Origin of the sequence: Amycolatopsis regifaucium, assembly GCF_001613935.1 — a bacterium.
GTDB classification, from domain to species: Bacteria; Actinomycetota; Actinomycetes; order Mycobacteriales; family Pseudonocardiaceae; genus Amycolatopsis; species Amycolatopsis regifaucium.
Genome location: NZ_LQCI01000052.1, coordinates 263338 through 288431, shown reverse-complemented (window position 1 = coordinate 288431; position 25094 = coordinate 263338). Strand labels below are relative to the sequence as shown.

Genomic DNA, 25094 nt, shown 5'->3' with positions numbered 1-25094 from the left:
CGCCCGGCACAAACCCGGGACCCGCCCGCTACGCGGGAATCGAGTCCGTTTTCCGCAGCCACGAGCGGTGTTCACCCAGCTGCGCGAGGAACGAGGCGAAGAACCCGTCGGGAATGGTCTGCTCGGCCGCGGTGGTGGTGACGACGCCTTGGTCGATCAGGGTTTCGGCGTCGTCGGCCGTTTCGCCGTCATTCCGGCACGGCGAAGCAGGTTCAGACCCGAACCGAACCCCGCAACCGGCTTGCCGTGCTTGTACGCCTCGGCGGCGAAGTGGACCTCGTAGCCGTCGCGTTCCAGGATGTCGGTCGCACCCGGACCGCACGGAACGACGACGGCGTCGTAGAGCACCGAGGCCATGGTGTGGATCCCCCTCGCCGCCCGGCCGGAGCTCGGCTTCGGTGGGTGCCAAGACCTCGACGATCGCGCCCTGTTCGGTCAGGGCCGCGACGAGACGGCCGACGCCGACCGTGTCGACGCCGTCGGCGGCGAGCACGGCGACCTTGCGGCTGGCAGGATTCCCGGTCGGCTGGTTCAGCTGCGAAAGCGCGGGTGAAGTGCGGTCATGGTGCGGGGTCGCGGGAGCGGCGGGTGCGCTGACACCGATCCCTTCGGCCACCCGGGCGGCCAGGTCGTGATCGACGTTGTCGAGTTCGGTGATCGTCCTCACCCGGACCTCGCGGTCCTCCACCTTGCCGAGTTCGAACCGGAACGCGGTGACGATGTGCTCGCGCTCGACGGCGGTCATGCTGTTCCAGAACAACGTCGCCTGGCTGTAGAAGTCCTTGAAGCTTTCGCTGCGTTCCCGGATCTTGCGCCCGGCCACGGCTTCGATGTAGTGCCTGAACACGCCGGAATCGGCGATCGCCGGGCAGCAACCGCCGAGCGAATTGGGAAAGTAGCTCGTCCGTCCCTTGTGGACACCCTGCTGCCCGTGGCCGTCGCGCTGGTTCGTGTGCACCTGCGCGATCGGCCGGTTCACCGGCAGCTGCGGGAAGTTGGGGTCGCCGAGCCGGACCAGCTGTGTGTCGAGGTAGGAGAAGTTCCGCGCCTGCGACAGCGGATCGTTGCCGAAGTCGATCCCGGGCACGACGTTCGCGGTGTGGAAGGCGATCTGCTCGGTCTCGGCGAAGAAGTCGTCGGGGTTGCGGCCCAGTACCATCCGCCCGACCGGCCGCACGGGCACCTGCTCCTCGGGGATGAGCTTCGTGGGATCCAGCACATCGAAGTCGAAGTCGTGTTCGGCGTCCTCGTCGACGAGCTGCACCCCCGGTTCCCATTCCGGGTACCGCCCGGCCTCGATGGCGTCCCACAGATCGCGCCGGTTGAAGTCGGGGTCCTTGCCTGCTGCAGGGAGACGAAGTCCCAGAACGTGTCGTGCGCCGACTGCGCCTGCGGGATCTCGTTGTGCGGCTCGGGTTTGACCGCGTGCACGAAATCGGGGAACTTGATACCGTCCTGGATGAAGAACACCGGCATGTTGTTGCCGACCAGGTCGTAGTTCCGTTGCCGGGAAAAGAACTTCGTCGCGAATCCGCGGACGGTGTCGGCCGAGCCGCGTGAACCGGCGACGGTGGAGAAGCGCACGAAGACGGGGATCTTCTCGCCGCTGGTGAGGAACTCGGCGACCGGGTAATCGGCCAGGGAGTCGTCGTAGGCCTCGAAGTATCCGTAGGCGCCCGCGCCGCGCGCGTGGATGACGCGTTCGGGGATCCGCTCGTGATCGAAACGCGTGATCTTCTCCCGGGCGTGGAAGTCTTCGAGCAGGGTGGGGCCGCGGCTTCCGGCCGTCAGTGAGTCGTTCGTGTGATCGATCCGGACCCCTCGCTGGGTGGTCAAGACGGAATCCCGCGGGTCCACCCGGCTCCCTGCAGCTGTTCGTCCTTCGCGTCCTCTCGGCGCTGCGCCACGGGCCCGCCCTTCTCGGTGGTCGTCTTTCGGGACCGTTACCCAGCCGCGGATCCGGTAAACGGCACATACGAGGTGTCGGAACGCTTGTTCGGGGTAACCGCTCGCAAAGACTTCGAAGGAGATGCGAATGACGGCAACGGATCGCACGGCCGTGCTGGAGATCCGCAACCCGGCCGACGACAGCCTCGTCGGGAGCGTCAAGTGCGCGACCCCGGACGCTGTCCAGGCCGTGCTCACCACGGCTCGGCGCGAGTGGTCCGCCTGGGCGGCGACGCCGGCGGCGGAACGGGGGGCCGCGGTGAAGGACGCGGCCCGGTCGCTGCGTGCCAGGGCGAGTGAACTCGCCGTCCTCATCGAGAACGAGACCGGGAAACCCCGGGCGGAAGCGGAGGAAGGTGTGCTGGCCGGGGCCGGGACACTGGAGCAGTACGCCGAATTGGGCCCGGTACACCGGGGGAGGTCTCTGCTCGGTGACCCCGGGGCGACCGACTTGATGGTGCCGGAACCGCGGGGCGTGGTGGCGGTGCTGACCCCGTGGAACGATCCGGTCGCGGTGGCCTGCGGCCTGCTCGGCGCCGCGCTGGTCACCGGGAACACCGTGGTGCACAAGCCGAGCGAGCGCTGCCCCTATACCGGGGCCTGGCTCGGTGGCGTGCTGTCCCAAGCGCTGCCACAAGGGGTGCTCCAGACCTTGCAGGGCGACGGGAGTGTCGGCGCCGAACTCGCCGCCCATCCGGACGTCGACCTCGTCGCGCACGTCGGCAGCACGGTGGCGGGCCGTTCGATCGCCGAGAGCGCGGCGAGGACGGGAGCCAAGGTGCTGCTGGAGAACGGCGGCAACGATCCCCTCATCGTCGACGCCGACGTGGACCCGCGCTGGGCGGCCGAACAGGCCGCGACGGGGGCTTTCGCCAACTCAGGGCAGATCTGCGTTTCCGTGGAACGGATCTATGTCCATCAAGACATCGCCGACACCTTCCTCAGCGCACTGGTCGCCGAGGCCGCTACTCGCGAGCTGGCCCCGCTCGTCGACCGGCGGCATCGCGATCGCGTGCACGGCCAGGTGGCGGAGGCGCTCGCGCAGGGAGCCGATCCGCTGATCGGCGGCTACCTGCCGAACGGTCCCGGCGCGTTCTACCCGGCGACCGTGCTCACCGGCTGCACACCGGGAATGCGGGTCTTCACCGAGGAGACCTTCGGCCCGGTCGCTCCCGTCCGCGTGGTCGCCGACTTCGACCAGGCGCTCAGCCAGGCGGCCAGCGACGAGTACGGCCTCGCCGCCACCGTGCTCACCTCGTCGATGACGCACGCGCAGCGGGCCTGGCGTGAACTCCCGGTCGGCACGGTGAAGATCAACAACGTCTTCGGCGGCGCACCCGGCGGGGCCGCGCATCCGCGGCGGGCCAGCGGGAGCGGCTACGGCTACGGACCCGAACTGCTCGACGAGATGACGCAGACGAAGGTCGTCCACCTCGCGCCGCCGGGACCCTGATGGCGGGGGGAATCCGGTGGACGTCGCCGTTCGCGTGGATCGTCCGGGTGATCCGCGTCCCGGGAGAGGAGCGGCGAAGCCTCATCCAGATCACGAAGGCCACGGCGGCGGCCGTGATCGCGTGGATCGTCGCGACGGCGGTGCTCAGGCTTCCGCAGCCCTTTCTCGCGCCGTACGCGGCCGTGTTCCTGGTGCAGGCCACCGTGTACCGATCCGTGCGCGGCTGGGCACAGCAGGTCGGCGCGGTCAGTGTGGGAGTGCTGCTGGCGGCCGCCGCGGGCCAGCTGATCCCATCGGTGACGGTGGCGCTCGGGCTGGCCGTCTTCACCGGATTGCTGATCGGCTCCTGGCGGGCGTTCGGCGACTCGGGGGTGTGGGTCGGGATCACCGGCATGCTCTTGATCTCCTACGGCAGCGCGACCGAGCCCGTCCTGCTCGCCGACCGGCTGCTGGAAACCGCGCTGGGCGCGGCGATCGGCGCGGTGCTGAACGCGGTCGTCCTGCCGCCTCTGCACGGGGAACGGCTGCGGACGGCGACGTCCCGGCTCGCTTCGGCGATCGGGGACGTCCTGGAGGAGACCGCGCACCTGGTCCGCGGCGGTGACGATCCCGAAGCGGCCGAACGCCTGCAGGAGCGGATGCGTGACGTCCGCAGCCTGGTCGCGGAGGCGGAGGACGCGATCGGCTGGACCAGGGAGAGCCGGTACCTGAACCTCCGCCGAGGGCGCGAGGAGCGGGAAGAGCCGCTGGCGAACCTGGTCTCGCTGTGGCCGCCGCTCGCCCAGCTGATCGACGCGGTGAGCGAAGCCGTCCAGAGCGAGCAACCGATCCAGCCACCGGGGGAGTACGCGCGCGGAGTGATCGGCGAGCTGCTCGAGACGCTCGCGGAGGTGGCCCGTTCGGGTGATTCGGAGAAGCTGGACCGCTGCCGGAGCCTGGTCGAGGAACTCGATCGCCTGCTCGTCATGCCCACGGACGAGGTCACGACGTCGATCGGGCTCGGCGCGATGGCCCTGCCCGCCCGCCGCCTGGTACAGCGGCTGGAGGCGGATTAAGCCGCGTCCACCTTGGGTAACCGTACCCATGACCGGAAGCGGAAAGCGGATTGTGGTCACCGGCGCCACCGGTAACGTCGGGACAGCCGTGGTGCGTGCGCTCGGTTCGGATCCGGAGGTCGGGTCGATCGTCGGGGTGGCCAGGCGCCCCAGCCGATGGGAGAGCCCGAAAACCGAGTTCGTCACCGCCGACGTCGCCCGCGACGACCTTCGTGCCGTGTTCGACGGTGCCGATGTGGTGATCCACCTCGCCTGGCTGTTCCAGCCCACCCACCGGCCCGAAATCACCTGGCGCGCCAACGTGCTCGGCTCGATCCGGGTCTTCGAGACCGCACAGGCCATGCGGGTCCCGGCGCTGGTGTACGCCTCGTCGATCGGGGCGTATTCGCCACGCGACGACGATCACCCGGTGACCGAGGAGTGGCCGACGCACGGCTCACCGAAGGCCGCGTATACCCGCGAAAAAGCTTATGTGGAAAGGGTTCTCGAAGCGTTCGACCGGAGCCATCCGCGGATGCGGGTGGTGCGGCTGCGCCCGGGCTTCCTCTTCCAGAAGGCCGCGGCGCCCGAACAGCGCCGCCTCTTCGGCGGTCCCTTCGTGCCGGGAAAGCTCGTGCGCCCGTCCCTGATCCCCCTCCTGCCGGACATCCCGCAGCTGCGGATCCAGACCGCGCACACCGACGACGTGGCCGACGCCTATCGCCGCTGCGCGCTGCAAGAGGTCAGGGGCGCGTTCAACATCGCCGCCGACCCGGTGCTGGACACCCGCTCGCTGGCCCGGATCTTCGGTGCCAAGCCGGTGAAGGTCCCGGCGGTCTTCGTCCGGCGCGCGCTCGCCGCGGCCTGGTCCCTGCACTTGATCCCGGCCACGCCGGGACTCTTCGACGCCGTCCTGCACCTGCCGGTGATGGACTGCACGCGGGCCAGGGAGGAATTGGGCTGGACGCCGCGATATTCGTCGGAGGAGGCGATCGAAGCGTTCCTCAACGGACTGAAGGAAGGGAAAGGGCTGCCGACCGAGCCGTTGAAACCGGACGTCGGCCGAGCCCACGAACTGGCGACCGGAGTGGGGGAGCGGCCGTGAACGAGAAGGAGCTGTTGCACACCTTGACCAAAGTGGTGACCACTTTGGACGGGACTTCGGTGCGGTTCGCCGTCGCGGGCGGTCTCGCCGTCTACGCGCGAGGCGGCCCTCCGTCCGATCACGACGTCGACCTCTTCCTCAAGCACGAAGACATCGAGGAAGCGGCGCGGGCCCTGGAAGCGGCGGGGATGAGACGGGTGCACCCGCCCGAGGACTGGCTCACCAAGGTCTACGACGGCGACTGCCTGGTCGACCTGATCTTCCGCCCCAACCACCGGCCGGTGAACGACGAGATGCTCGACCGCGCTTCGCTGATGCGGATCGGGGCGACCGCCGCGCCCGTGCTCAACGGCACGGACCTGCTCGTCGACAAGGTCCTCGTCCTCAGCCCGCACCGGTGTGATTTCGGGCCGCTGCTGCGGATCGCGCGCGACCTCCGCGAGCAGGTCGACTGGCACCGGGTGGCCGAGGAGACCTCCGAGTCGCCTTACGCGTGGTCGTTCCTCACCCTGCTCGCGGCACTGTCCATCATCGACGGGAAGGAGCTCCCCATGCCAGCGGAGGCACCCCAGTACCTGGTAGCGAGGCTGACCAAGGCACTGGCCGAGGATCCGAGGACGGCCGAACTCGGTGTGCACGTCACGGTGCGCGGTGATCAGGTCCGGCTCAGCGGCGAGGTCGCCTGCGAGAACCGCAAGGCCGACGTCGAGGCCGTCATCTGCGAACACATCGCCGCCGAACTCGTGCACAACGACGTCCGGCTGGCCGACGTGCGCGAACCCGCGCGCGCCGAGGAGATCCGGTGATCCGGGTCGCCGCGGTCGGGGACGTCCACCTCGGTGAGGACAACCGAGGCCTGCTGCGGCCGGCATTGGACAACATCGCCGAGCACGCCGACGTGCTGCTGCTCGCCGGCGACCTCACCCGGCACGGCACCATCGACGAAGCCAGGGTGGTCGCCGACGAGTTCGCCGGGCTCGACGTCCCGGTGGTGTCGGTGCTCGGCAACCACGACTACCACTCCGACCAGGCCGAAGCGGTCAGCGGATTGCTGGAGGAAAGCGGGATCACCGTCCTGGAAGGCAGTGCCACGACGGTGAAACTCGACGGCGGCACACTCGGCGTCGCCGGGGTGAAAGGCTTCGGCGGCGGCTTCGCGGGCAAATGCGCGAGCCGGTTCGGCGAACGCGAGATGAAGGATTTCGTCGAGCACACCATCGCGGCGGCCAACCGGCTGCGCACCGCGCTGGAAGGGCTCCGCGAGGAGGAGCCGGACGTGATCGTCGCGTTGACGCACTACGCGCCGATTCCCGGTACGCTGCACGGCGAACCACCGGAGATCCACCCGTTCCTCGGTTCGTACCTGTTGTGCGAGCCGATCGACGAGGTCGGGGCCGCGCTCGCGCTGCACGGGCACGCGCATTACGGCAGCGAACAGGGCGTCAGCCCGGGCGGGGTGCCGGTGCGCAATGTCGCCCAGCCGGTGATCAGGTCGGCCTACGCGACGTACGTCCTTGAACCAGCGAAGGCCTTGGCATGAGGGAACGATTCCATGGCCAGCTGAGCGTCCTCGGTGAGCGCTTGTCGGACATGTGCGGCATGGCGTGCGAGGAGCTCCGCCTGGCCAACCGCGTCTTCCTCGACCACGACGTCGAGGCGGCCGCCGAGCTCGCGACGGTCGAAGTGCGACTGAACGCGGCACGGACCGAGTGCGAGGAGACCGCGCAGAAGCTGCTCGCCCTGCAGGCGCCGGTCGCGCGGGACCTGCGGACCGTGCTCGCCGCGGTGTACTGCGCCGACCGGCTGGAGCGGATGGGCGACCTCGCCCAGCACATCGCCGAGCAGGCCCTGCGGTCACCGGAGTTCGCCGTTCCCGACGCGCTCACCGGACGGTTCGGCGAAATGGGCATACTGGCCTGTTCGATGGCGGAAGACCTCGGCGCGGCGATCGACGGGCCGACGGCCGAGGTGTTCCAGTCGCTGGCGCGGTCCGATCAGCGCGTCGACGCCCTCTACGAGGAGCTGATGGAGCTGGTCACCGGCCCCGACTGGACCGACGGCGTCGCGCCCGCGATCTCGGTGACGTTGCTGGCGCGGTTCTACGAGCGGTTCGCCGACCAGGTCGTCTCCGTGGCGCGGCGGGTGGATTTCGCGCTGACGGGAGAGTTGCCCGCTTCTTCGGTGCGGGACGTCCTGGCCGAGACTTCGTAAGCGCGGCGGCATTACCGGTCCGATCGGGCCGTCGCGTTTTCGAATGTCCGTGAAGGCCTCCTTCCCTACTCTCAAGGTAGGGAAGGAGGCCTTCACGGACTTCGGACAGTGCGGACGGGTGGGGACTCACCCGGATTCGTCGGTGACGTGATGGGGTGCGCCGACCGGTTTCGATTCCGGGGAACCGCGCTGGCGCAGATATACGCTGAACACCGCCATCGAGCCGATGGCGAGGAATTCCGACTGCCAGTTCTGCAGGGACCGGTTCCAGAAATCGGCCGAGACCAGGTACTCGAACCAGCTCACGGGGTCGCCGAAGTCCGCGAGCTGCTCGGCGTTGTAGGCGCTCATCCCGGCCACCGACTGGGCCAGCCACGACAGCAGGAACAGGCCCAGCATCATCAGGCCGAGCGACACCGAGAAAACGCCGGTGCGCCAGCCGCCCGCCCGCACCCAGCGGGGTGACTCCTTGGTGGCGTGCGCCCCGACCTGCTGGGCTTCGTCGCTCTCCAGGCCGGCCCGGCCGGCGGGTTTGGATTCGGGCGAACCGCGTTGCAGGAGCCATACGGTGGCGAAAACGTAGAGGAAGAATTGCAGGTATTCGGATTGCCAGTTTTCGGCGACGTCGACGGCGAAATCGGCGGAGGTCAGGTAGTCGATCAGGCCGATGGGTTCGGCGGCGTGCCGCAATTGTCCGTCGTTGTAGGCGGAGAGTCCGGCGAACGCCTGTCCCACGAGACTGGCCAGAAACAATAATCCGAAGCCCAGTGAAAGGCCGTTGTCACGAAGAAAGCGTCGCATCGTCGCCCCCCTTCACCGGTGCAGCAGCCCGAGAAGGATGCAGTACCCGAGGCCTGCCACGACGAAGACCAGGTAAACGGTGAAGACCCCCCGCGCCCTCATGGCCCACCTACCGCGCAGTCGTAGACCTGTTCGTTGCGGAGATGGCAGCCCGCGCCGGTGATCAACCATCCGACGGAGAACTCGTGCAGGAAGAGGGTGTCGCCGCCGGTCTTGACCTGGGCTTCTTCGCTCCAGATCGACGTCGTTTCCGGAGTGCCGCCCGGCACGGCCGCTCTGGTGAGACCGTGTTCGCAGCCTTCCGGGCCCCAGGACTCCCGGACCCGGGGCGCGAGCAAAGCGCACGCCGAGCGCTGGTCACCCGACGCGAGTGCGCCGAGGAACCTCCCGGTGGCTTCTTTCACCGGTTCCTGCCCGCTCGCTCCGGTGCAACCGGCCAGCAGCAGGCAAGCACCGAGCGCCAGCACTTTCACGATCACGCACCAGAGGTACCCCGCCAGGCACTCGATTACACACCGCGTTTTGTCATGACGCGGGGTATTGGCTCGTGCGCAGCAGGTTCGCCAAGTGGACGGCGTTGCGGGCCAGGGTCGCGTTGGTCGATTCGACCGCTTCCGGCGTTTCGTCGAGGTCGTTGTAGTCGCCGCCCTGCATGGCTTCGCCGTTCCAATACGTCCCACCTTGCGCGGGCACGGTGAACCCGATGTCGTTGAGCGCCTGGAACAGGTCCGCGGTGATCTTGTGCGCGCCGTCCTCGTTGCCCACGACCGCGGTCACCGCGATCTTGCCGAACATCGACGGCCTGCCCTCATCGTCGGTTTCGGACAGTTCGGCGTCGAGCCGTTCCAGTACGCGTTGGGCCACACTGGACAGGTGCCCGACCCAGGTCGGCGTCGAAATCAGCAGGATGTCGGCGGCGGCGATCTTGCGGCGGATCTCGGGCCAGGCGTCGCCTTCGCCCATGTCGGCCTCGACACCGGGTTTGACGTCGTGATCGACAACGCGTACCAGTTCGCCGGTCGCCCCGTGTTCGGCCAGTTTGTCCAGCACCTGCTGGGCGATCAGCCCGCTGCTCGTGGGGGATGGCGACGGTTTCAGCGTGCACACCAGTGCGAGGGCCTTCAACGGCTGGGTCATCGTGTCCTCCTGTTCGGATGGGTGCCGAGCCCCGTATGGGTGAACCCGGCTCGGGCGACGGCCGCCGGGTCCAGAAGGTTCCTGGCGTCGACGACGACGGCGCGTTCGGCGGCGGTGGCGAGCCGGTCCCAGTCGAGATCACGGAACTCGGGCCATTCGGTGAGCACCACCAGCGCGGCGGCGTCCTTCGCCACCAGATACGGGTCGTCCACCACCTGGACGAGGTCCGGTTCGACCGCTTCGACGCCCGGGTCGTAGGCGGTCAGGATCGCGCCGCCGCGGGCGAGTTCGCGGGCGATCGCCAGCGCGGGGGAGTCCCGCAGGTCCCCGGTCCCCGCCTTGAACGCCAGTCCCAGCAGTCCGATGCGGACGCCCGCGAGCGAGCCGTCCGAAGCGCCGGTGACCGCTTGCCGGATCTTTCGCGTCACGGCGGCCTGCTGACGGGCGTTGGCCTTCATGGCGTCACGCAGGATGCCGAAATCTACGCCTGCCTGCTCGGCGGTCCGCAGCAGCGCGGCGGTGTCCTTGGGCAGGCACGAGCCACCCCAGCCGGGGCCGGGGGACAGGAACGCGGGACCGATCCGGGGGTCGAGCCCCATGAGCCGCCCGACGTCGCGGATGTCGGCACCGTAGTGCTCGCAGAGTTCGGCGAGAATGTTCACATAGGACACCTTCAGCGCCAGGAACGCGTTGCTGGCGTACTTCGCCAGCTCGGCACTCGCCGGGTCGGTGAACCAGACCGGAGCGCCGGTCTCCCCGTACAACGCGGCCACTCGTTCGGCAGCGCGCCGGTTTTGCTCCGTCGAGCCCAGCACGATCCGGTCGGGGTTCAGGAAGTCCTCGACGGCGTGGCCCTCACGAAGGAATTCGGGATTGCTCACCACCGGCAGATCCGGCCGGCCCAGCAGCTCCGGCAGCCGCGCGCCGGTGCCCACCGGGACGGTGGACTTCGTGACCACCACGCATCCCGATTCGAGCAGGTCGGGCAGGGTGGCGACGACCTCTTCGAGGATACGGACGTCGGCGTTCCCGCCGTCGCCCTTCGGTGTGGGCAGGCACAGCAGGAGCACGTCCACATCGGACAGCGTCTCCGGCGCCGTGGAGAACCGCAGCCGACGGGAGTTCAGGCCCTCGCGGACCAGCTCCGCCAGGCCGGGTTCGGCGATGGTGATCTCGCCGCGATCGAGTAAGCCTACTTTGGACTGGTCGTTGTCGACGCAGATCACCTGATGCCCCAGGTGCGCGAAGCACGCGGCGCTCGTGAGACCGACGTATCCGGCGCCGATCACGCCGACCCGCTCAACCATGCGACGCCCTTTCCGCGAGCAGTCCTTCGGCCGCGGTGAGGACGCGGTCTTCGCGCAGCAGCAACAGACCCGGATCCGGCCGGTCGGCGTGCGGATCGCCGACATCGCCCACCCAAAGCACCACGTGCTGCCGAGCCTCGCGCGGCGGTCCCCAGCGGCACGGTGGAGTCGGCCCGAACAGCAGCACCGACGGCGTTCCGTACGCGGTGGCGAGATGTCCGACGCCGGTGTCACCACAGATGACGAGCTTCGCCTCGGCGACGGTCGCGGCGAGTTCGGCGAGGCCGGTGTTCCCGGCGAGGACGGCGTCTTCCGGCAGCCCCGCCGCTTCCGCCACCTCTCTGGCGAGCGGTACCTCGGCGGCGCTGCCGGTGACGACCACCCGGTGCTCTCCGGCGAGTTCCCGCGCCACGTGCGCGTAACGCTCCGGTGGCCAGCGGCGGGCCGCGAAGGCGGCGCCCGGGTGGATCACCACCGCACCGGGTGCCGGACTCGGCCCGGGCGGCGGTGGGAGCCCGAGTGCGTCGCGTTCCGCCGGGATGCGCGCCGCTTCGAGCAGGCGGCACCAGCGGTCGACCTCGTGCACGTCTTCGGGCCAGTCCGGGCCGTCGACCCCGGGGAAGTCGGGATGCCGGTGGGTGATCAGTTCGACCGGTTCCTGCGCGAGCAGGTCGTGGATGCTCTCCGGGCCGCGGCCGTGCAGGTTGACCGCGAGCCGCGGCGGTGCACCGGGCCACGCCAGCTCGCCGAGGCCCGCCGTCGGGAGAAGTTCGTCGACCGCGTCGATGAGTTCGACGATGTCGCGGAGGCCTTCAGGGGCGGCGAGGACCAGCCGTTCGCCGTCGAACGCCCGCCGTAGGGCGCGCAGCGCGGGGACACCGGTGAGCAGATCGCCGAGGCCGAGCGCACGCAGCACGAGGATGCCGCCGCTCACGGCCACGACCCTTCCTCCGACGCGCACACCACGAGTTCCCGGACCTCACAGCCGGGCGGCTGCGACAGCGCGAACACCACGCTCGCGGCGACGTGCTCGGGCTGGTTGAGTTTCGCGTCCGGCGGCGGCTTGTACTGCTCGGCGCGGTCGTCGAAGAACGCCGTGTGCATTCCGCCGGGGACGAGCAAGGTCACCCCGACGCGGCCGGCGAGTTCCATGGCGAGCGCCCTCGTGAAGCCGACGACGCCGAATTTCGAGGCGCAGTAAGCACTCGCGTCGCCCGCGACCCGGACCCCGAGCGTCGACGCGCAAGTGACGACCGTGCCGTGGCTCTCACGCAGATACGGCAGCGCGGCGCGGACGACCGCGGCCGTACCGAGCAGGTTGACCCGGACCACGCGTTCCCAGTCCTCTGTGGACACTTCGTCGAGTGCTCCGCAGGCATCGGTACCCGCCGCGGTGAACACCCCGTCGAGCCCGCCCGCGCGTTCGGCGAGTACCCGCACGGCGTTCTCGGCCGCGGTGGAATCCGCCAGATCCGCCTGGACGAAGTCGACGTCGGCGGCTGGTTCGGCGCGGTCGATGACGAGCGGGGTGCCGCCCGCCTCGCGGACGGCCTCGATCGTCGCCGCACCGAGGCCGGAAGCTCCGCCGGTGATCAGGATATTGCCGAGGGGACGCATCATGCTCCTTCCGCCGCGGCCACCAGCCGGGAGGTGGAATAACCGCGGATGGTCGGGATCAGGACGATTTCGCCGCCGTGCCGTCGGACCACGGCGCTTTCGGGAAGCTCCGTGTCCGCGTAGTCGCCGCCCTTGACCCAGACATCCGGGCGCAGGCGGTCCAGCAGTGCGGCGGGATCGGGCTCGTCGAACACCGCGACGGCGTCGACGGAACTGAGTTCGGTGAGCAGCCGCGCGCGGTCGCGGGCGGCCACGATCGGCCGACCCGGTCCTTTCAGGCGACGGACCGAGTCATCGGAATTGAGGCATACGATCAGCGCGTCGCCGAGTGCGCGCGCCTGGCGCAGCAGACTGGCGTGCCCGGGGTGCAGCAGATCGAAACAGCCGCCGGTGGCGACCAGCCTGCCGCCCCGCGCGCGGACCCGGGCGGCGATATCGAAGGCCGAAGCGCCATTGTGCCGGGTTTCCTGCTCGTCTCGGGTGTCCATAGTGGACAAGGTCGCGGCACCGCCGGTGGCGACGAACCGAGCGGCGGTTTCGACCCCCGAGGCCACCGCGTCGTCGATGGCCGCCCCGTCGAGCAGGGCGGCGGCCACCGCGGAGGCGAAGCGGTCACCCGCGCCGCAGGTGTCCTTGGCGGTGATACCGGTGGGCGGCCGGAACGTCGCGCACCGCTCTCCGTCGGTCAGGACGGCCCCGTGCTGGCCGGTGGTGACGCTGATCGCTTCGACGCGCCACCGCTCGTGGAGGCGTTTGGCGAGGTCTTCCGGGCCGGAGCGGGTTTCGGTGAAATGCTCGGCCTCGGCCAGGTTCGGCGTGGCCAGCCGGACCCCCGGCACCGGTTCGGCGCCGCGAGGATGCGGATCCCAGACGATCGGGATCTCGCCCGCCAGCTCCGCGAGCAGCTTCCGGACGCCGGGATGGGCGGTCACTCCCCGGCCGTAATCGGCGACGAGGATCGTGCCCGCCGAACGCAGCGCGTCCCGCACCTCGCGGGACAAGGGTGCCAGGTCCGCCGTGCCGTCGCCGCTGTCGAGACGGACCAGGGACTGCCCAGCGGCCCGCACCCTCGTCTTGGTGACGGTGGTGCCCCGCAACGGCATCGGGACGAGCGCGACCTCGCGCTCCAGCAAACCGGTCAGTGCGCGCCCGTCCTGGTCACCACCGAGTGGGGCGACCAGGACGACGTGGGCGGTGGACCGCGCCGCGAGCAGCGCGGCGAGGCCGGCGCCGCCCGGCCGCCGCCAATGCCGGTCGAGATCGACCACGGGGACGGGCGCGTCCGGGCAGAGGCGCTCGGAAGTGCCGTCGATGTCGACGTCCAGCAGGGCGTCCCCCAGTACGACCAGCGGCCTCACGTCGGCACCCCGAGCGCGTCGTCCAGCGCGGTGCACAAGGCGTGGACCAGTGCCAGATGGACTTCCTGCACGGTGGCCGTGGACGCGGCCTCCACGGGGATCGCCTCGTCGCACAGCGAGGCGAGCGGATTGGGGGAGGGGCCGGTCAGCGCCCACGTCGTGATGCCGAGTTCGTGGGCGGCTTTCGCCGCCGCGACGACGTTCTGGCTGGTACCGCTGGTCGAAAGGCAGACGAGGATGTCACCGGGACGACCGTGTGCCCGGACCTGGCGGGCGAACAGTTCGTGTTCGCCGTAGTCGTTCACGATGGCCGTGCCGGCGGAGGTGTCCGCGTGCAGGGCGATCGCCGAGAACGGCCGCCGGTCGTTGCGGAACCGGCCCACCAGCTCACCGGTGAGATGCTGCGCTTCGGCGGCGCTTCCGCCGTTGCCGCAGGCGAGCAGTCGTCCGCCGGAGGACAGGACAGTGGCCAGATGGTCACCCCAGTCACGGAGTTTCGGCGCCCAGGAAACGGATTTCCCGGCCGCGTCCCTCAACGCGGCGAAGTGTTCTTCGATCACGAGACACCTCCAAAGTCGTTCAAGGAGTTCACGGGCGGCGGACCACGAACGGGCCGATGGCGAGCAGGTCGATGGGCGCGGAGCCGAAGCACTCGAGCGCGTCCCGCGGCGAGTCGACCATCGGCCTTCCCGCGGTGTTGAGGCTGGTGTTGACGACGGCGGGGATCCCGGTGCGCCGTTCGAACGCCGTCAGCATCCTGGCCACCAGCGGTTCCTGTGCGGCATCGACGGTCTGCACGCGGGCGGTGCCGTCGACATGGGTGACCGCCGGGAGCCGGTCCCTCCATTGTGGAGCGACGTCATGCACGAAAAGCATGTAGGGGCTGGGCAGGGGGCCACGGGAGAAGACCTCACCGGCGCGTTCGGCGAGTACCATCGGCGCCACCGGCCGGAACTGTTCACGGCCCTTGACGTCGTTGAGCCGTTCGAGATTCGCTTTGTGCCCGGGGTGCGCCAGCAGCGAACGGTGGCCGAGCGCGCGCGGGCCGAACTCCGCCCGGCCCTGGAACCAAGCCACGATCCGGTCGTCCGCGAGTGCCTCCGCCACCGTTTCGGCGACGTCGTCCGGCCGCTCGTACCGTACGTTCGCGGTCTTGAGTGCGCTCTCCAGCTGGTCGTCCGTCCAGCCGCGGCCCAGATCGGCGCCGGACATCGGACGGCCGCGTTCACCGAAGTCGGCCGCGAGCTGCAGGGCCGCGCCGAGCGCGGTGCCCGCGTCACCGGCGGCGGGCTGCACCCAGATCCGGTCGAAGGGGCCCTCCGCGTGGAGCCGGGTGTTAGCGACGCAGTTGAGCGCGATCCCTCCCGCCAGCGCCAGATCGGTCAGCCCGGTGCGCTCGTGGAGCCCTTTGGCGAGGTCGAGGAGGACGTCTTCCAGACAGCGCTGGACACTCGCCGTCAGGTCCGCGTGTACCCGCTGCGGTTCCTGGCCCGGCTCGACGGCGGGTGCGAACGAGGTCCAGTCGATCGGGTCGGTCCGGAAACCCATGCCGTTGATGTGGACGTTTTCGCGGATCTGGTCGAGGAACCGCGGCTCTCCGTACGAGGCCAGCGCCATCACCTTGTACTCGTCGCTGGAGCGGGCGAAGCCGAGGTGTTCGGTGAGGTCCTCGTACATGAGCCCGAGGGAATGGGGAAGCCGCTGCGCCGCGAGTTCCTCGAACTTGCCGTCGCGGTACTCACCGGCGAGATACGAGGTACTTTCACCACGACCGTCGGCGACCAGGACCGCGCAGTCGCCGAAGGGCGCGGCCAGCGCGGCCGAAGCGGCGTGCGCGACGTGATGCCGGACGAACCGGACGATCGCGGGGTCCAGACCGGGCAATGCCGCCTTGAGGAAGGCGGGTGCCCGGCGGGCGTAATCGGTCCGCAGACCTTCGTTCTTCCCGTCGTGGCCATCGAGCTCGGGTTCGACAAGGGCGGGGTCGTAGGAATAGCCGACCGCGTCGAGATCCCGCGCGGAAATGCCCGCTTCGGCGAGGCACCACGCGGCCGCTTCGGCCGGTTGCTCCCAAGTGGAGAACGGGACGGGCCGTTTGCCGTGTTTGCGACGGCTGAACCGTTCCTCCTCCGCCGCGGCCACGATTTCCCCGTCGATGACCAGCGCGGCGGCCGGATCATGGAAGACGGCGTTGACACCGAGAATGCGCACCGGGCCACCTCTCTGTTCCGGGATGCGGGCCGTGACCCGCCCTTGCTCCTATAGCGCTACCCGGTGCAATCGTGGATAAACGACGCGGCGCAAAAGCCCAGGACGTCGCTACTCAGCGAAGCGGCTCGAGGGGGATGTTCCGGGCGTACCAGTCGACCGTGCGCGGCAGCCCCTCCGCCATCTCGATCTCCGGCTCCCAGCCCAGTTCGCGGCGCGCCAGGGAGATGTCGGGGCAGCGGCGCGTCGGATCGTCGACCGCCGCGTCGATGTACTCGATCGCGGACGAGCTGCCGGTGACCGACAAGACCTCCTTGGCGATCCGCAGCACGGTGAGTTCGTGCGGGTTCCCCAGATTCACCGGGCCGGGAAGATCGGAGGCCGCCAGCGCCAGCAGGCCTCGGACGGTGTCGTCCACGTAGCAGATCGAACGGGTCTGTTGTCCCGTCCCGGCCACGGTGAGCGGTTCGCCGCCGAGCGCCTGGCAGACGAACGTCGGGATCATCCGGCCGTCGTCGGCGCGCATCCTCGGCCCGTAGGTGTTGAAGATCCGGGCGATGGCGGTGTTCACCCCGCGTTCCCGGCGCATCGCCGAGGTGAGCGCTTCGGCGTACCGCTTGGCCTCGTCGTAGACACTGCGCGGGCCGATCGGGTTCACGTGCCCCCAGTAGTCCTCGCGCTGCGGATGTTCCCGGGGATCGCCGTAGACCTCGCTGGTGGACGCGAGGACGAAGCGCGCGCCGTCGCGTTCGGCGATGTCCAGGGCGTGCTCGGTGCCATACGACCCCGCGCGCAGTGTTTCCAGCGGAAGCCGGAAGTAGTCGCGGGGCGAGGCGGCGGAGGCCAGGTGGAACACGACGTCGAAGTGGTCTGGCTCGTCCAGCGGCTCGGTGACGTCCCGGGTCGCCAAGCGGAAGCCGGGAAGACCGAGGAGATGTTCGACGTTGCCGGCGTCGGCGGTGGCGAAGTTGTCCGCCGCGACGACTTCGGTGCCCGCCGCCAGCAGCCGCTCACACAGGTGCGAGCCGACGAAACCGGCACCCCCGGTCACCAAGGCACGTCCGAACGCTGGAGTCATGGCGACGGGCTACCCGGGTACGCCTCGGGAAAAACCCGTGTGAACCGCGCAGGGCGGGGTAAGCGTCGAGTATGCGCACATTGGTGATCGGCTGGGCGAGTTTCCGGCATGGGGAGGCCACCGCGGGCGATGTCCTCAGCATGCGCCGGATCGACGAAGCATTGTCGACTGTGGGCGTTCCGCACGATCTGGCCTGGAGTCCCGTTTATCGCCCGCGAGAGTTGAGTTACGAGGAAGTGGATCCGGCGCGCTACAGCCACGTCGTGTTCGTCTGCGGGCCCGCGCACGGGTGGCAGGTTCGCGAGGTGCACCGGCGTTTCGCCCACTGCTGGCGGATCGCCGTCGGAGTCTCGGTGATCGATCCGGAGGACGACACCGTCACCGGCTTCGACCAGGTGCTGGCCCGTGATCGTGGCGGGCTCGCCGTACCGGATCTCTCTGTCGAGGCGGCGACCGACGAAGTGCTCGCGGCGGGCATCATCCTGGCTCCGGAACAACGCGAGTACGGCGACGCGGCGCGGCACGGCAAAGTCCACACCGCGGTGACGGAGTGGATCTCCGGGGTCAACTGCGGCAGGATCCCCCTCGACACGCGTCTGGCGGCTTCGGATTGGGAACGGTGCGAGACGCCGGACCAGTTCACCTCGATCCTGTCGCACCTGGATCTCGTGGTCACGACGCGGCTGCACGGTCTGGTACTGGGGCTGCGGGCAGGCGTACCGGTGCTGGCCGTCGATCCGGTCGTCGGTGGCGGAAAGGTGACCGCGCAGGCCAACGCCCTCGGCTGGCCGGCGCTCGTTCCCGCCGAGGAGGCGACTCAGCCGGAGGTCCTCGATTCGTGGTGGCGGTGGTGTTCCTCGGTCCAGGGCCGGGCGGTGGCCGCGCTCCGCGCGTTGCCGACGGACAACAGACTCGTCAAGGACATGGTCAAGGCGCTCAAGACGGGGCCGATGCGATGACCGGTGCCCGGACCACGGTGGTGATCGCCACCCGGAACCGCGCCACGGAACTGACCAGGACCTTGACCGAACTGACGGCCTTGCGGCCACGGCCTCCGGTGATCGTGCTCGACAACGCGTCCAGTGACGACACGGCCGATCGTGCCGCCGGGGTTCCCGGTGTCCGGGTGGTCCGGCTACCGCGGAATCTCGGCGCGGCCGCCCGGAATCTCGGCGTCGCGCTGGCGCGGACACCGTATGTCGCCTTCAGCGACGACGACTCCTGGTGGGCCGAGGACGCGCTCGCCGAAGCCGAGCGGATCCTCGAAGCACACGCCGATGTCGGGCTGGTGGCGGCGAAAACCCTTGTCGGGGAAGAAGAACGTGAGGATCCGGTCGTCTCGCTGATGGCGGAGAGTCCCTTGGGCACGCCCGATGGGCTTCCCGGGCCGTCGGTGCTCGGTTTCCTCGCCTGCTCGGCCGTCGTCCGCCGGAAAGCTTATCTGCAGGCCGCGGGATTCAGCCCGCTGCTGCATTTCGGCGCCGAAGAACGGTTGCTGTCCTACGATCTCGCCGCCCACGGCTGGCGGTTGTGCTACGTGGACCGCGTGCGGGCGCACCACCACCCGTCGTCGGTGCGGCCGTCGCGAGGCTGGCGTGAGCGCACGGAACTGCGGAACCGGTTGCTGATCACGGTCATGCGGCGACCGGTGCGCCAGTGCCTCGCCGACGGGCTTCGAGTGCTCACCCGGATCCCGCGCGAGCCGCGGGTACTGGGCGCGCTCGCCGGAGCCCTCCGCCGTCTGCCGTCGGCGCTCGCGGAACGACGGCCGCTGCCCGTCGGAGTGGAACGTCAGATCCGCGTGCTCGAACACGCGCAGGGAGGCTGAAGTGCGGGACCGGATCACGGTCGTGATGATCACCCACAATCGGCGTGACCAGCTGCTGGAAACACTCGAGCAGATGACGGCATTGCCCGACGCCGCGCCGATCGTGCTGGTGGACAACGCTTCCACCGACGGCTCCGCGGACGCCGTCGAGCGGCGATACCCCCAGGTCCGGGTGCTCCGGTCGCCCCGGAACCTGGGGGCGGTGGCCAGAAACGTCGCCGTCGGGGCGGTGAGTACGCCGTACGTCGCCTTCTGCGACGACGACACCCGATGGCAGCCGGGCGCCCTGACGCGCGCCGCCGAACAACTCGACCGCCATCCCGGTCTCGGCGTGGTGACCGGCCGGTGCCTGGTGGAACCCGGCCTGACAGAAGACCCCATCACCCCGGAACTGAGGCATTCGCCCGTCCCCGGACCGGACTGGTTGCCAGGCCCCGCGTTGCTGGGCGTGATGGCGGGTCTGTCGGCTGTGCGTGTCCGCGCGTTCACCGACGTCGGCGGATTCTCCGAACGCATGTGGCTCGGCGGGGAGGAGGAGCTGTTCGCCCTCGATCTGGCCGCGCGGGGCTGGTGGATGTGCTGGGACGAAGAGATGGTGATCCACCACGCGCCGTCCACCCTCCGGGATCCGCGCCGCCGACGGCAACTCGGGATCCGGAACACCCTATGGACGCTGTGGCTACGACGGCCGGTATCCAGCATCCTGCGTCGCATGGTCACCGTGCTGCGCTCGGCGCCGCTGGACCGGGCGACCGTGACCGCGGTGGCCGAGGCGGTGCGGGGGATTCCCTGGGTGCTGCGGAATCGTGCGGTGGTGCCGCTGGAAGTGGAGCGGGGGCTGGTGCTGCTGGAGGACGCGCAGCGGAACTCGGTGGCGCGGCGATACGTGGGTTGAGGTGGCCCTCTGCCCGTCTCACACCTTGATCAACGGAGATCCGGGACACTCAACGTCCCTGATCTTCCGTTGATCAAGCTCGTGCCGACCGGCAACCCGCACCAGCCCCACACCAGTGGGTGACCATCCGCACCCCGCATTCAGTCGACTAAATGCGACCTCGCCGCCTCACGAACCCACACCGGCCTCCGCTTCCGAAGCGGCTTCGGTCTCGTTCGTCAGGATCCGCTCGTAAGCCCGCACGGTATCCGCCGCCACCCGGTCCCACGAGTACCGCGCGCGCACCCGGTCGCAGCCCGCCACCCCGTACGTCTCGCGCAGGGACGCGTCCGGGACCAGCCGTCGCAGCGCGGTCACGAGCGCCTTGGGGTCGCGCGGCGGGACGTGCAGACCGGTGACGCCGTGGATCACCGTGTCGATCAGGCCGCCGACGGCACTGGCCACCACCGGGGCGCCGCATGCCATCGCTTCGAGTGGCACGATGCCGAAGGGTTCATACCAAGGGGTGCAGACGACGGCGTCGGCGGACCGCAGGAGTGCGGGCATGTCCTTCCGTGACACCTGCCCGGGCATGTGCACCCGGTCGCTCACCCCGAACCGTTTGGCGATGCCCCGCAGGCGGCGTGCTTCGTCGTCTTTGTCGAGGGAGCCCGAGCCGGGGCCGCCGGCGATGACCAGTTCGGTGTCGGGCAATCCGGCCAGCGCGGCGATGGCGATGTCGAAACCCTTGCGTGGCACCAGTCTGCCCACACTCACGATCCGATGTGGGGCCGTGCGGGGAGCGACCTCGCCGTCCGAAGTGAACGTCGTGAGGTCGACGCCGCAAGGCACGACCGAGACACGCGAGCGGGTCAAGCCCATGCGCACGAGTTCGAACACCTCGTCCGAACAGGTCGCGATCACCCGGTGGACCTGTTTGGCGATCATCCGCTCGAGCCGGACGCGCTCCGCCGGACTGGTGTCGTTCTTGCCCTGGTAGCGCTGTTTCACCGCGCCGAGGGCGTGGAAGGTCTGCGTCACCGGGATTTCCAGGTCCTTGGCCGCGAGCACCGAGGCGAGCCCGGACATCCAGAAGTGCGCGTGGACGACGTCGGGGCGGTCCTTGGCCCATTTGGAGCGGAGTACCCGGCCGAACTCTCCCATATGGGGCAGAAGGTCGTCCTTCGGTAGCTTCTTCGGTGGCCCGGCGGACACATGGACGACCCGGTAGCCGTCCGGAGTCTCCACCATCGCGGGGGAGCGGCGGTTCTCGCGGCGCGTGTAGACGGTGACGTCGTGCCCTTGACGGCTCAGCGCGGCCGAAAGCTCGGCGACGTGGACGTTCTGGCCACCGGCGTCGGCTCCGCCCAGCGCGGCGAGCGGGCTGGCGTGCTCGGAAACCATCGCGATCTTCATAAGTCTCCTTCCCGTCCGCTCCGGGCGGATCAAGCGGTCACTTCGGTCAGCAGGGCGTCCCAGCGCTTCAAGAAAGCGTCGAGGCCGTAATGCGCCAGCGCGTGCTCTCGTGCCGCCTTCCCTGCCAGTACGGCGAAATCAGGTTCGTGGACAAGCTCTCGATAGGCCTTCGTCAGCACCTGGACGTCCGTCGAGATCGCACCCGCGTCGGGTGGCACGGCCAGCGTCGCTTCGGTGGTGGCCAGCGCGACGACCGGCATCCCCAGGTGCATCGCCTCGAGCAGCGAAAGACCGAGGGACGTCCAGCGGGCCGTGTGCAGATAGACCCGGCGTTTGGCGGCCTCGGTGTGCAACTCCCGGCTCGGGAGATCACCCCCCGGCCGCACTCCGGGGTGCTTGCCCTCGAGTTCCCCGCTGCCGATGCCGAACACGTCCACAGGGGCGATCTCCGCGAAGGTGGGCAGCAGGTCGGTGCCGGTGATCCGGTCCCGCCGGACAGGTTCGTTGATCATCGCGGCACCGTGCGGGAGTTCGCCGGTGTACCGCTCGCCGGGATCGGGGATCCCGTGCGGCACAACGACCGTGGGCGCGATGCCCGAGTCCCACATGAGTTCGTTGAAGTGCGTCACGTGGACGAGCGGGATGTCGTCGCGGTCGGCGAGGGGATGGCGGGTGGTCACCGCGTGCGGCCGGGGGGTGTTGTGCTCGACGTAGACGGCGGGCACGTCAATGCCGGGACGACGGCGCAGCCACCGGGCCGCCAAGGCAAGCTCGTCGGGACGTTGCAGGACGACGACGTCGACGTCAAGGTCCTTCAGCCGATCGACGGGAACCTCTTCCGCGGCGGGCCAGTCGCGTCCGCTCAGGCCACGCCCCCAGGGTCCGCCTTCGTCGAGGGTGGGGAGGTAGTAACGGTGCCCACCCCGGACGAAAGCCTCGGACCACGAACCGTGAACGTGCCACAGCAAGATCCTGAGCGGCGCCATCTTCGTCATATACGACTGATTACCCGCTGGAGTCGAGTTAAACGTTCGTCGACGGTCGGGCTTGATCTCGTCGCGCCCGCCGGGTGGTGAGAAGGGCGACGGCCAGCGCGGTCAGCGAGGTGAGCGCGTGCAGCACATTGTCAGCCCAGCCGACATTGACAGCGTCACCCGCAAGTGTCGTGGCCGCGGAAAGCACACCGAACGCGGTCAAGCCGGCAAAGGCGACGAAAACGATCCAGCTGTAGGCGAGGATCGCGGAAGGCTTCAGCACCGCCGCCACCCCGAGCACACCGACGACCGTGCGGATGACGTTGAGCATCCCGGTCGCGCTGAAGATCCAAAGGGTGTTCTCCCCGGCCGGGTTGGCCTCAGGCAGGAAGAAGAAACCGAGCAGCCCCAATGCCAAGTGGACCAGTGCGATGACCAGCACCACTGGCCGCAGGGGTGAGATGGTCGAACGTTCGTTCATCGGAAAGGTCCTCCGTTCACCAAAGACCGATAGAGATACCCCGTGAGGGCGCCACGAAAACGCCACGGATACCCCGATCGAGGGTGTCCGTGGCGATCCCGGGCGGGGCTCAGCCAGACTGTGGATCCGTGTCGTCGTGCGGATCGCCGGAGGACGTGCCTTGCTCGCCCCGTACCTCTTGACGTTCCTCGTCGCGTTCTTTCTTCCCGCTCTCGGCGGTCTGGTCCCGGTCGTCACCCATCATGGGCACCTCGAATCCTCGACGGTTTCCGAAGGACTACCCCGTCACAGGCGGGCTAATCCTGTTTCCCCCGTACGGATTTCGAGACCACTTTGGACGTTTGGAGCCGGACGGCCGGGGTAGCCGGAAGCACCGATGTCGGCGAGCCGGAGGGGCCATGACCGCGATCACCAGTTCCGCGAGACCACTTGCCCCGGCGCGCCCGTGGCTACTCCGGCCGCCCGGGGTGTACAGACCACAGGACGACACCTGGTTCCTTGCGACGGCCTTGCGGGCGTCGGGGATGGCACCGGGTGCGAAGGTGCTCGATCTGTGCACGGGGACCGGCGCGCTCGCGCTGACGGCAGCGGCCGGTGGGGCCGGGGCGGTGACCGCCGTGGACATCTCCCGCCGGGCCTTGGCCGCGGTGTGGGCGAACGCGCGCCTGCGACGGCTGCCGGTCCGGCCGGTGCGCGGCAGTCTCGCCGAGGCGGCCCGCAGGGGGCCGTACGACGTCGTGCTGGCCAATCCGCCCTATGTCCCCTGCCCGATCCCGGCATCCGGCGCGGCACGGGCCTGGGACGCGGGGCCGGACGGGCGGGTCGTGCTGAGCCCGGTCTGCTCGGAAGCGCCGTCCCTGGTCGCCCCCGGTGGCTATCTCCTGCTGGTTCACTCCACCGTGGCGGGGGTCGACCAGTCGCTGGACGAGTTGCGGGCCGCCGGGATGACGGCCGCCGTGGTGGCGAGCCGGTTCATCCCGTTCGGCCCGGTGATGCGGAAGCGGGCGGAGTTCCTCGAAGCCGCCGGCCTGATCACCGCGGGCCAGCGGCTCGAAGAACTGGTGGTGATCCGTGCCGACCGGCCGTAGGACCCGGGTGCGGATCGAACCCGGCGGTCCCATGCTGGTGGAGGGACCGGTCGAGATCGTCACCCCCGAGGGTGAAACGATCACCTCGGACCGCTTCGTGGTCGCTCTCTGCGCCTGCCGTCGCAGCAAGCGCTACCCGTTCTGCGACACCAGCCACCGCCGCCGCTCACGGCAAGGGGTGCAGCGGCCGGAGGAGTGAGGACTCCCCGGCCGACCAGGCCTTCATCAGGTGCTCGGCGAGCCGGGACTCCAGCAGGTCGGTCGCCTGGATGCCCAAGGCGACGTCCGCCGCGAGTTCCGGTTCCCTGGCAAGCAGATCTCCGATGACGTCGTGCCGCAGCACCTGTTCGTGTACGGCGTCCGCCTCGATGTGCTCGGTGTAGAAGTACCGGCACTCCGCCGCGCCACCGAGCCGTCGCAGCGCTTCGTCCATCCGCCGCGCGGCCGGGGCCGTGGTGATCTCGGCGCTCGCGAAATGCCCGACGAGGGCGCCGCGGAGGCTCCGATGCAGACCGAACAGCGACATCATGTTCACCGTCGCCAGCGTGCAGCCGGGGACGTGGTCGAGATAGGCGAGATAGTCCGGTGACAGGCCGGCCGCGGTCAGCAGATCCGCGAACAGCCGGGAATGCGCCTGATCGGCCCGGCCGCCGCCGAACTCGTCGAACTCGACGGCGACCAGCGCCGCCTTCGCCTTTCCGCGCAGGCGCGGGATCACCCACGCGTGCGGATCGGCCTCCTTCAGGTGGTAGATCGACCGGTGCGCGAAGTACTCCTCGAGGTGCCACCAGGCGCCGTCGTCACGGAGGAAGTGGGAGACCCCGTCGCCGTCGACCGGTTCGACCAGGAGTTCGTCGAGCAGGCCGTCGACGTCGTCACCGCCGGGAACGGCGGCCCGGATACCGTCGAGAAAGACGCGTTCCAACGCGCCGCGGAAGCCGAGCAGCCCGGTGTCCCACTCCCAGCCCGGGTCCACCTCGGCGAACCCCTGGTAGTGGAGTTCATAGCAGACGTACAAGGCCAGTTGGAGGTCTTCGCCGAAGGGGTCGGCGCTCCGCACCTCGTCGAGGTCGAAGTCGTTGGTGCGCCCGCCCGCCAAAGTGTCGATCACGGCGGCGGACAGCGGGCCGCGGATCTCCGGCAGCCTCGCGGCCACCTGCGTTTCCGTCGTCGTCAT

General features: G+C 69.5%; 27 protein-coding genes and 1 pseudogene. 11 read left to right on the top strand and 17 right to left on the bottom strand.

Annotation, left to right across the window (positions count from 1 at the left end):
* Positions 1–28: 28 nt before the first annotated feature.
* Both AVL48_RS40925 and AVL48_RS40675 read right to left on the bottom strand, forming a co-directional pair.
* A complete protein-coding gene (locus tag AVL48_RS40925) occupies positions 29–1300 on the bottom strand; it encodes a catalase (RefSeq protein WP_425266105.1) in 1272 nt (423 codons plus the stop codon).
* A gap of 105 nt (positions 1301–1405) precedes the next feature.
* A pseudogene (locus AVL48_RS40675) lies at positions 1406–1857 on the bottom strand (catalase); the annotation flags it as partial.
* A 178-nt stretch (positions 1858–2035) separates the two neighbouring features.
* Between AVL48_RS40675 and AVL48_RS36865 the strand changes: the two are divergent.
* Genes AVL48_RS36865 through AVL48_RS36840 form a run of 6 tightly spaced genes read left to right on the top strand, consistent with a single transcriptional unit; the run spans position 2036 to position 7750 of the window.
* Positions 2036–3400, top strand: a complete 1365-nt coding sequence (locus AVL48_RS36865; protein ID WP_061980890.1) for an aldehyde dehydrogenase family protein — start codon at positions 2036–2038, stop codon at positions 3398–3400.
* Positions 3400–4455: an FUSC family protein gene (locus tag AVL48_RS36860; protein ID WP_061980891.1), complete on the top strand. Its 1056-nt coding sequence runs from the start codon at positions 3400–3402 to the stop codon at positions 4453–4455. The genes AVL48_RS36865 and AVL48_RS36860 overlap by 1 nt, the downstream gene beginning before the upstream one ends.
* A 28-nt stretch (positions 4456–4483) precedes the next feature.
* Entirely contained in the window at positions 4484–5539 is a 1056-nt protein-coding gene (locus AVL48_RS36855; RefSeq protein WP_061980892.1) for an NAD-dependent epimerase/dehydratase family protein, read from the top strand.
* Positions 5536–6345 (top strand): nucleotidyltransferase family protein, encoded by an 810-nt coding sequence (locus AVL48_RS36850; protein ID WP_061980893.1) that lies wholly within the window; start codon positions 5536–5538, stop codon positions 6343–6345. The genes AVL48_RS36855 and AVL48_RS36850 overlap by 4 nt, the downstream gene beginning before the upstream one ends.
* The gene (locus tag AVL48_RS36845) at positions 6342–7079 is read left to right on the top strand and encodes a metallophosphoesterase family protein (protein WP_177242273.1); all 738 of its coding nucleotides are present in this window, start codon (positions 6342–6344) and stop codon (positions 7077–7079) included. Before AVL48_RS36850 ends, AVL48_RS36845 begins: the two co-directional genes overlap by 4 nt.
* Positions 7076–7750 (top strand): phosphate signaling complex PhoU family protein, encoded by a 675-nt coding sequence (locus tag AVL48_RS36840; RefSeq protein ID WP_061980894.1) that lies wholly within the window; start codon positions 7076–7078, stop codon positions 7748–7750. The genes AVL48_RS36845 and AVL48_RS36840 overlap by 4 nt, the downstream gene beginning before the upstream one ends.
* A 126-nt stretch (positions 7751–7876) precedes the next feature.
* On the opposite strand, the gene AVL48_RS36835 is transcribed toward AVL48_RS36840, so the two are convergent.
* From AVL48_RS36835 to AVL48_RS36790, 10 genes are all read right to left on the bottom strand, one after another.
* On the bottom strand, positions 7877–8551 hold the full coding sequence (locus AVL48_RS36835) for a DUF6766 family protein (protein WP_061980895.1): 675 nt from the start codon (positions 8549–8551) through the stop codon (positions 7877–7879).
* 98 nt (positions 8552–8649) lie between these two features.
* Positions 8650–9030, bottom strand: coding sequence for a hypothetical protein (locus AVL48_RS36830; RefSeq protein ID WP_061980896.1), 381 nt, complete (start codon positions 9028–9030; stop codon positions 8650–8652).
* A 46-nt stretch (positions 9031–9076) separates the two neighbouring features.
* Positions 9077–9688, bottom strand: coding sequence for a flavodoxin family protein (locus AVL48_RS36825; RefSeq protein ID WP_061980897.1), 612 nt, complete (start codon positions 9686–9688; stop codon positions 9077–9079).
* Positions 9685–10995, bottom strand: coding sequence for a UDP-glucose dehydrogenase family protein (locus tag AVL48_RS36820; protein WP_061980898.1), 1311 nt, complete (start codon positions 10993–10995; stop codon positions 9685–9687). Before AVL48_RS36820 ends, AVL48_RS36825 begins: the two co-directional genes overlap by 4 nt.
* Positions 10988–11935 (bottom strand): glycosyltransferase family 9 protein, encoded by a 948-nt coding sequence (locus AVL48_RS36815; RefSeq protein WP_061980899.1) that lies wholly within the window; start codon positions 11933–11935, stop codon positions 10988–10990. The genes AVL48_RS36820 and AVL48_RS36815 overlap by 8 nt, the downstream gene beginning before the upstream one ends.
* Positions 11926–12612 (bottom strand): SDR family oxidoreductase, encoded by a 687-nt coding sequence (locus AVL48_RS36810; protein WP_061981133.1) that lies wholly within the window; start codon positions 12610–12612, stop codon positions 11926–11928. The genes AVL48_RS36815 and AVL48_RS36810 overlap by 10 nt, the downstream gene beginning before the upstream one ends.
* Entirely contained in the window at positions 12612–13970 is a 1359-nt protein-coding gene (locus tag AVL48_RS36805) for a PfkB family carbohydrate kinase (protein ID WP_061980900.1), read from the bottom strand. Before AVL48_RS36805 ends, AVL48_RS36810 begins: the two co-directional genes overlap by 1 nt.
* Positions 13967–14530 carry a D-sedoheptulose-7-phosphate isomerase gene (locus tag AVL48_RS36800; protein WP_061980901.1) on the bottom strand — a complete coding sequence of 188 codons (564 nt, stop codon included), beginning with the start codon at positions 14528–14530 and terminating at the stop codon, positions 13967–13969. The genes AVL48_RS36805 and AVL48_RS36800 overlap by 4 nt, the downstream gene beginning before the upstream one ends.
* A gap of 28 nt (positions 14531–14558) precedes the next feature.
* Complete coding sequence (locus AVL48_RS36795) at positions 14559–16181, bottom strand: carbamoyltransferase family protein (RefSeq protein WP_061980902.1); 1623 nt, start codon at positions 16179–16181, stop codon at positions 14559–14561.
* A gap of 112 nt (positions 16182–16293) precedes the next feature.
* On the bottom strand, positions 16294–17256 hold the full coding sequence (locus AVL48_RS36790) for an NAD-dependent epimerase/dehydratase family protein (RefSeq protein ID WP_061980903.1): 963 nt from the start codon (positions 17254–17256) through the stop codon (positions 16294–16296).
* A gap of 71 nt (positions 17257–17327) precedes the next feature.
* Here AVL48_RS36790 and AVL48_RS36785 point away from each other — a divergent pair, with 71 nt between their 5' ends.
* From AVL48_RS36785 to AVL48_RS36775, 3 genes are read left to right on the top strand one after another with little or no spacing between them, the layout of a single operon-like run.
* The gene (locus AVL48_RS36785) at positions 17328–18215 is read left to right on the top strand and encodes a polysaccharide pyruvyl transferase family protein (protein ID WP_061980904.1); all 888 of its coding nucleotides are present in this window, start codon (positions 17328–17330) and stop codon (positions 18213–18215) included.
* The gene (locus AVL48_RS36780) at positions 18212–19084 is read left to right on the top strand and encodes a glycosyltransferase family 2 protein (RefSeq protein WP_061980905.1); all 873 of its coding nucleotides are present in this window, start codon (positions 18212–18214) and stop codon (positions 19082–19084) included. Before AVL48_RS36785 ends, AVL48_RS36780 begins: the two co-directional genes overlap by 4 nt.
* Before the next feature lie 25 nt (positions 19085–19109).
* A complete protein-coding gene (locus AVL48_RS36775; protein WP_061981134.1) occupies positions 19110–19979 on the top strand; it encodes a glycosyltransferase family 2 protein in 870 nt (289 codons plus the stop codon).
* Between the two features lie 168 nt (positions 19980–20147).
* On the opposite strand, the gene AVL48_RS36770 is transcribed toward AVL48_RS36775, so the two are convergent.
* The 4 genes from AVL48_RS36770 to AVL48_RS40670 all read right to left on the bottom strand — a co-directional run bounded on the left by AVL48_RS36770 (position 20148) and on the right by AVL48_RS40670 (position 23070).
* Positions 20148–21374 carry a glycosyltransferase gene (locus AVL48_RS36770; RefSeq protein ID WP_061980906.1) on the bottom strand — a complete coding sequence of 409 codons (1227 nt, stop codon included), beginning with the start codon at positions 21372–21374 and terminating at the stop codon, positions 20148–20150.
* 29 nt (positions 21375–21403) lie between these two features.
* On the bottom strand, positions 21404–22369 hold the full coding sequence (locus tag AVL48_RS36765) for a glycosyltransferase (protein ID WP_061980907.1): 966 nt from the start codon (positions 22367–22369) through the stop codon (positions 21404–21406).
* A 28-nt stretch (positions 22370–22397) separates the two neighbouring features.
* The gene (locus AVL48_RS36760) at positions 22398–22829 is read right to left on the bottom strand and encodes a DUF4383 domain-containing protein (protein ID WP_061980908.1); all 432 of its coding nucleotides are present in this window, start codon (positions 22827–22829) and stop codon (positions 22398–22400) included.
* A 109-nt stretch (positions 22830–22938) separates the two neighbouring features.
* Positions 22939–23070: a hypothetical protein gene (locus AVL48_RS40670; protein WP_279626631.1), complete on the bottom strand. Its 132-nt coding sequence runs from the start codon at positions 23068–23070 to the stop codon at positions 22939–22941.
* Between the two features lie 157 nt (positions 23071–23227).
* On the opposite strand from AVL48_RS40670, the gene AVL48_RS36755 reads away from it, so the two are divergent.
* Entirely contained in the window at positions 23228–23917 is a 690-nt protein-coding gene (locus AVL48_RS36755; RefSeq protein ID WP_074038187.1) for a methyltransferase, read from the top strand.
* Positions 23901–24116 (top strand): CDGSH iron-sulfur domain-containing protein, encoded by a 216-nt coding sequence (locus AVL48_RS36750; protein ID WP_061980909.1) that lies wholly within the window; start codon positions 23901–23903, stop codon positions 24114–24116. Before AVL48_RS36755 ends, AVL48_RS36750 begins: the two co-directional genes overlap by 17 nt.
* Here the strand turns inward: AVL48_RS36750 and AVL48_RS36745 are convergent.
* Positions 24084–25094, bottom strand: a complete 1011-nt coding sequence (locus tag AVL48_RS36745) for an iron-containing redox enzyme family protein (protein ID WP_061980910.1) — start codon at positions 25092–25094, stop codon at positions 24084–24086. The genes AVL48_RS36750 and AVL48_RS36745 overlap by 33 nt on opposite strands.

Coding starts and splice junctions, on each gene's coding strand:
- AVL48_RS36865 (WP_061980890.1), top strand. CDS start 2,036: ATGACGGCAACGGATCGCACGGCCGTGCTGGAGATCCGCAACCCGGCC.
- AVL48_RS36860 (WP_061980891.1), top strand. CDS start 3,400: ATGGCGGGGGGAATCCGGTGGACGTCGCCGTTCGCGTGGATCGTCCGG.
- AVL48_RS36855 (WP_061980892.1), top strand. CDS start 4,484: ATGACCGGAAGCGGAAAGCGGATTGTGGTCACCGGCGCCACCGGTAAC.
- AVL48_RS36840 (WP_061980894.1), top strand. CDS start 7,076: ATGAGGGAACGATTCCATGGCCAGCTGAGCGTCCTCGGTGAGCGCTTG.
- AVL48_RS36835 (WP_061980895.1), bottom strand. CDS start 8,551: ATGCGACGCTTTCTTCGTGACAACGGCCTTTCACTGGGCTTCGGATTA.
- AVL48_RS36825 (WP_061980897.1), bottom strand. CDS start 9,688: ATGACCCAGCCGTTGAAGGCCCTCGCACTGGTGTGCACGCTGAAACCG.
- AVL48_RS36820 (WP_061980898.1), bottom strand. CDS start 10,995: ATGGTTGAGCGGGTCGGCGTGATCGGCGCCGGATACGTCGGTCTCACG.
- AVL48_RS36810 (WP_061981133.1), bottom strand. CDS start 12,612: ATGCGTCCCCTCGGCAATATCCTGATCACCGGCGGAGCTTCCGGCCTC.
- AVL48_RS36790 (WP_061980903.1), bottom strand. CDS start 17,256: ATGACTCCAGCGTTCGGACGTGCCTTGGTGACCGGGGGTGCCGGTTTC.
- AVL48_RS36785 (WP_061980904.1), top strand. CDS start 17,328: ATGCGCACATTGGTGATCGGCTGGGCGAGTTTCCGGCATGGGGAGGCC.
- AVL48_RS36780 (WP_061980905.1), top strand. CDS start 18,212: ATGACCGGTGCCCGGACCACGGTGGTGATCGCCACCCGGAACCGCGCC.
- AVL48_RS36775 (WP_061981134.1), top strand. CDS start 19,110: ATGATCACCCACAATCGGCGTGACCAGCTGCTGGAAACACTCGAGCAG.
- AVL48_RS36770 (WP_061980906.1), bottom strand. CDS start 21,374: ATGAAGATCGCGATGGTTTCCGAGCACGCCAGCCCGCTCGCCGCGCTG.
- AVL48_RS36765 (WP_061980907.1), bottom strand. CDS start 22,369: ATGACGAAGATGGCGCCGCTCAGGATCTTGCTGTGGCACGTTCACGGT.
- AVL48_RS36760 (WP_061980908.1), bottom strand. CDS start 22,829: ATGAACGAACGTTCGACCATCTCACCCCTGCGGCCAGTGGTGCTGGTC.
- AVL48_RS40670 (WP_279626631.1), bottom strand. CDS start 23,070: ATGGGTGACGACCGGGACCAGACCGCCGAGAGCGGGAAGAAAGAACGC.
- AVL48_RS36755 (WP_074038187.1), top strand. CDS start 23,228: ATGACCGCGATCACCAGTTCCGCGAGACCACTTGCCCCGGCGCGCCCG.
- AVL48_RS36745 (WP_061980910.1), bottom strand. CDS start 25,094: ATGACGACGACGGAAACGCAGGTGGCCGCGAGGCTGCCGGAGATCCGC.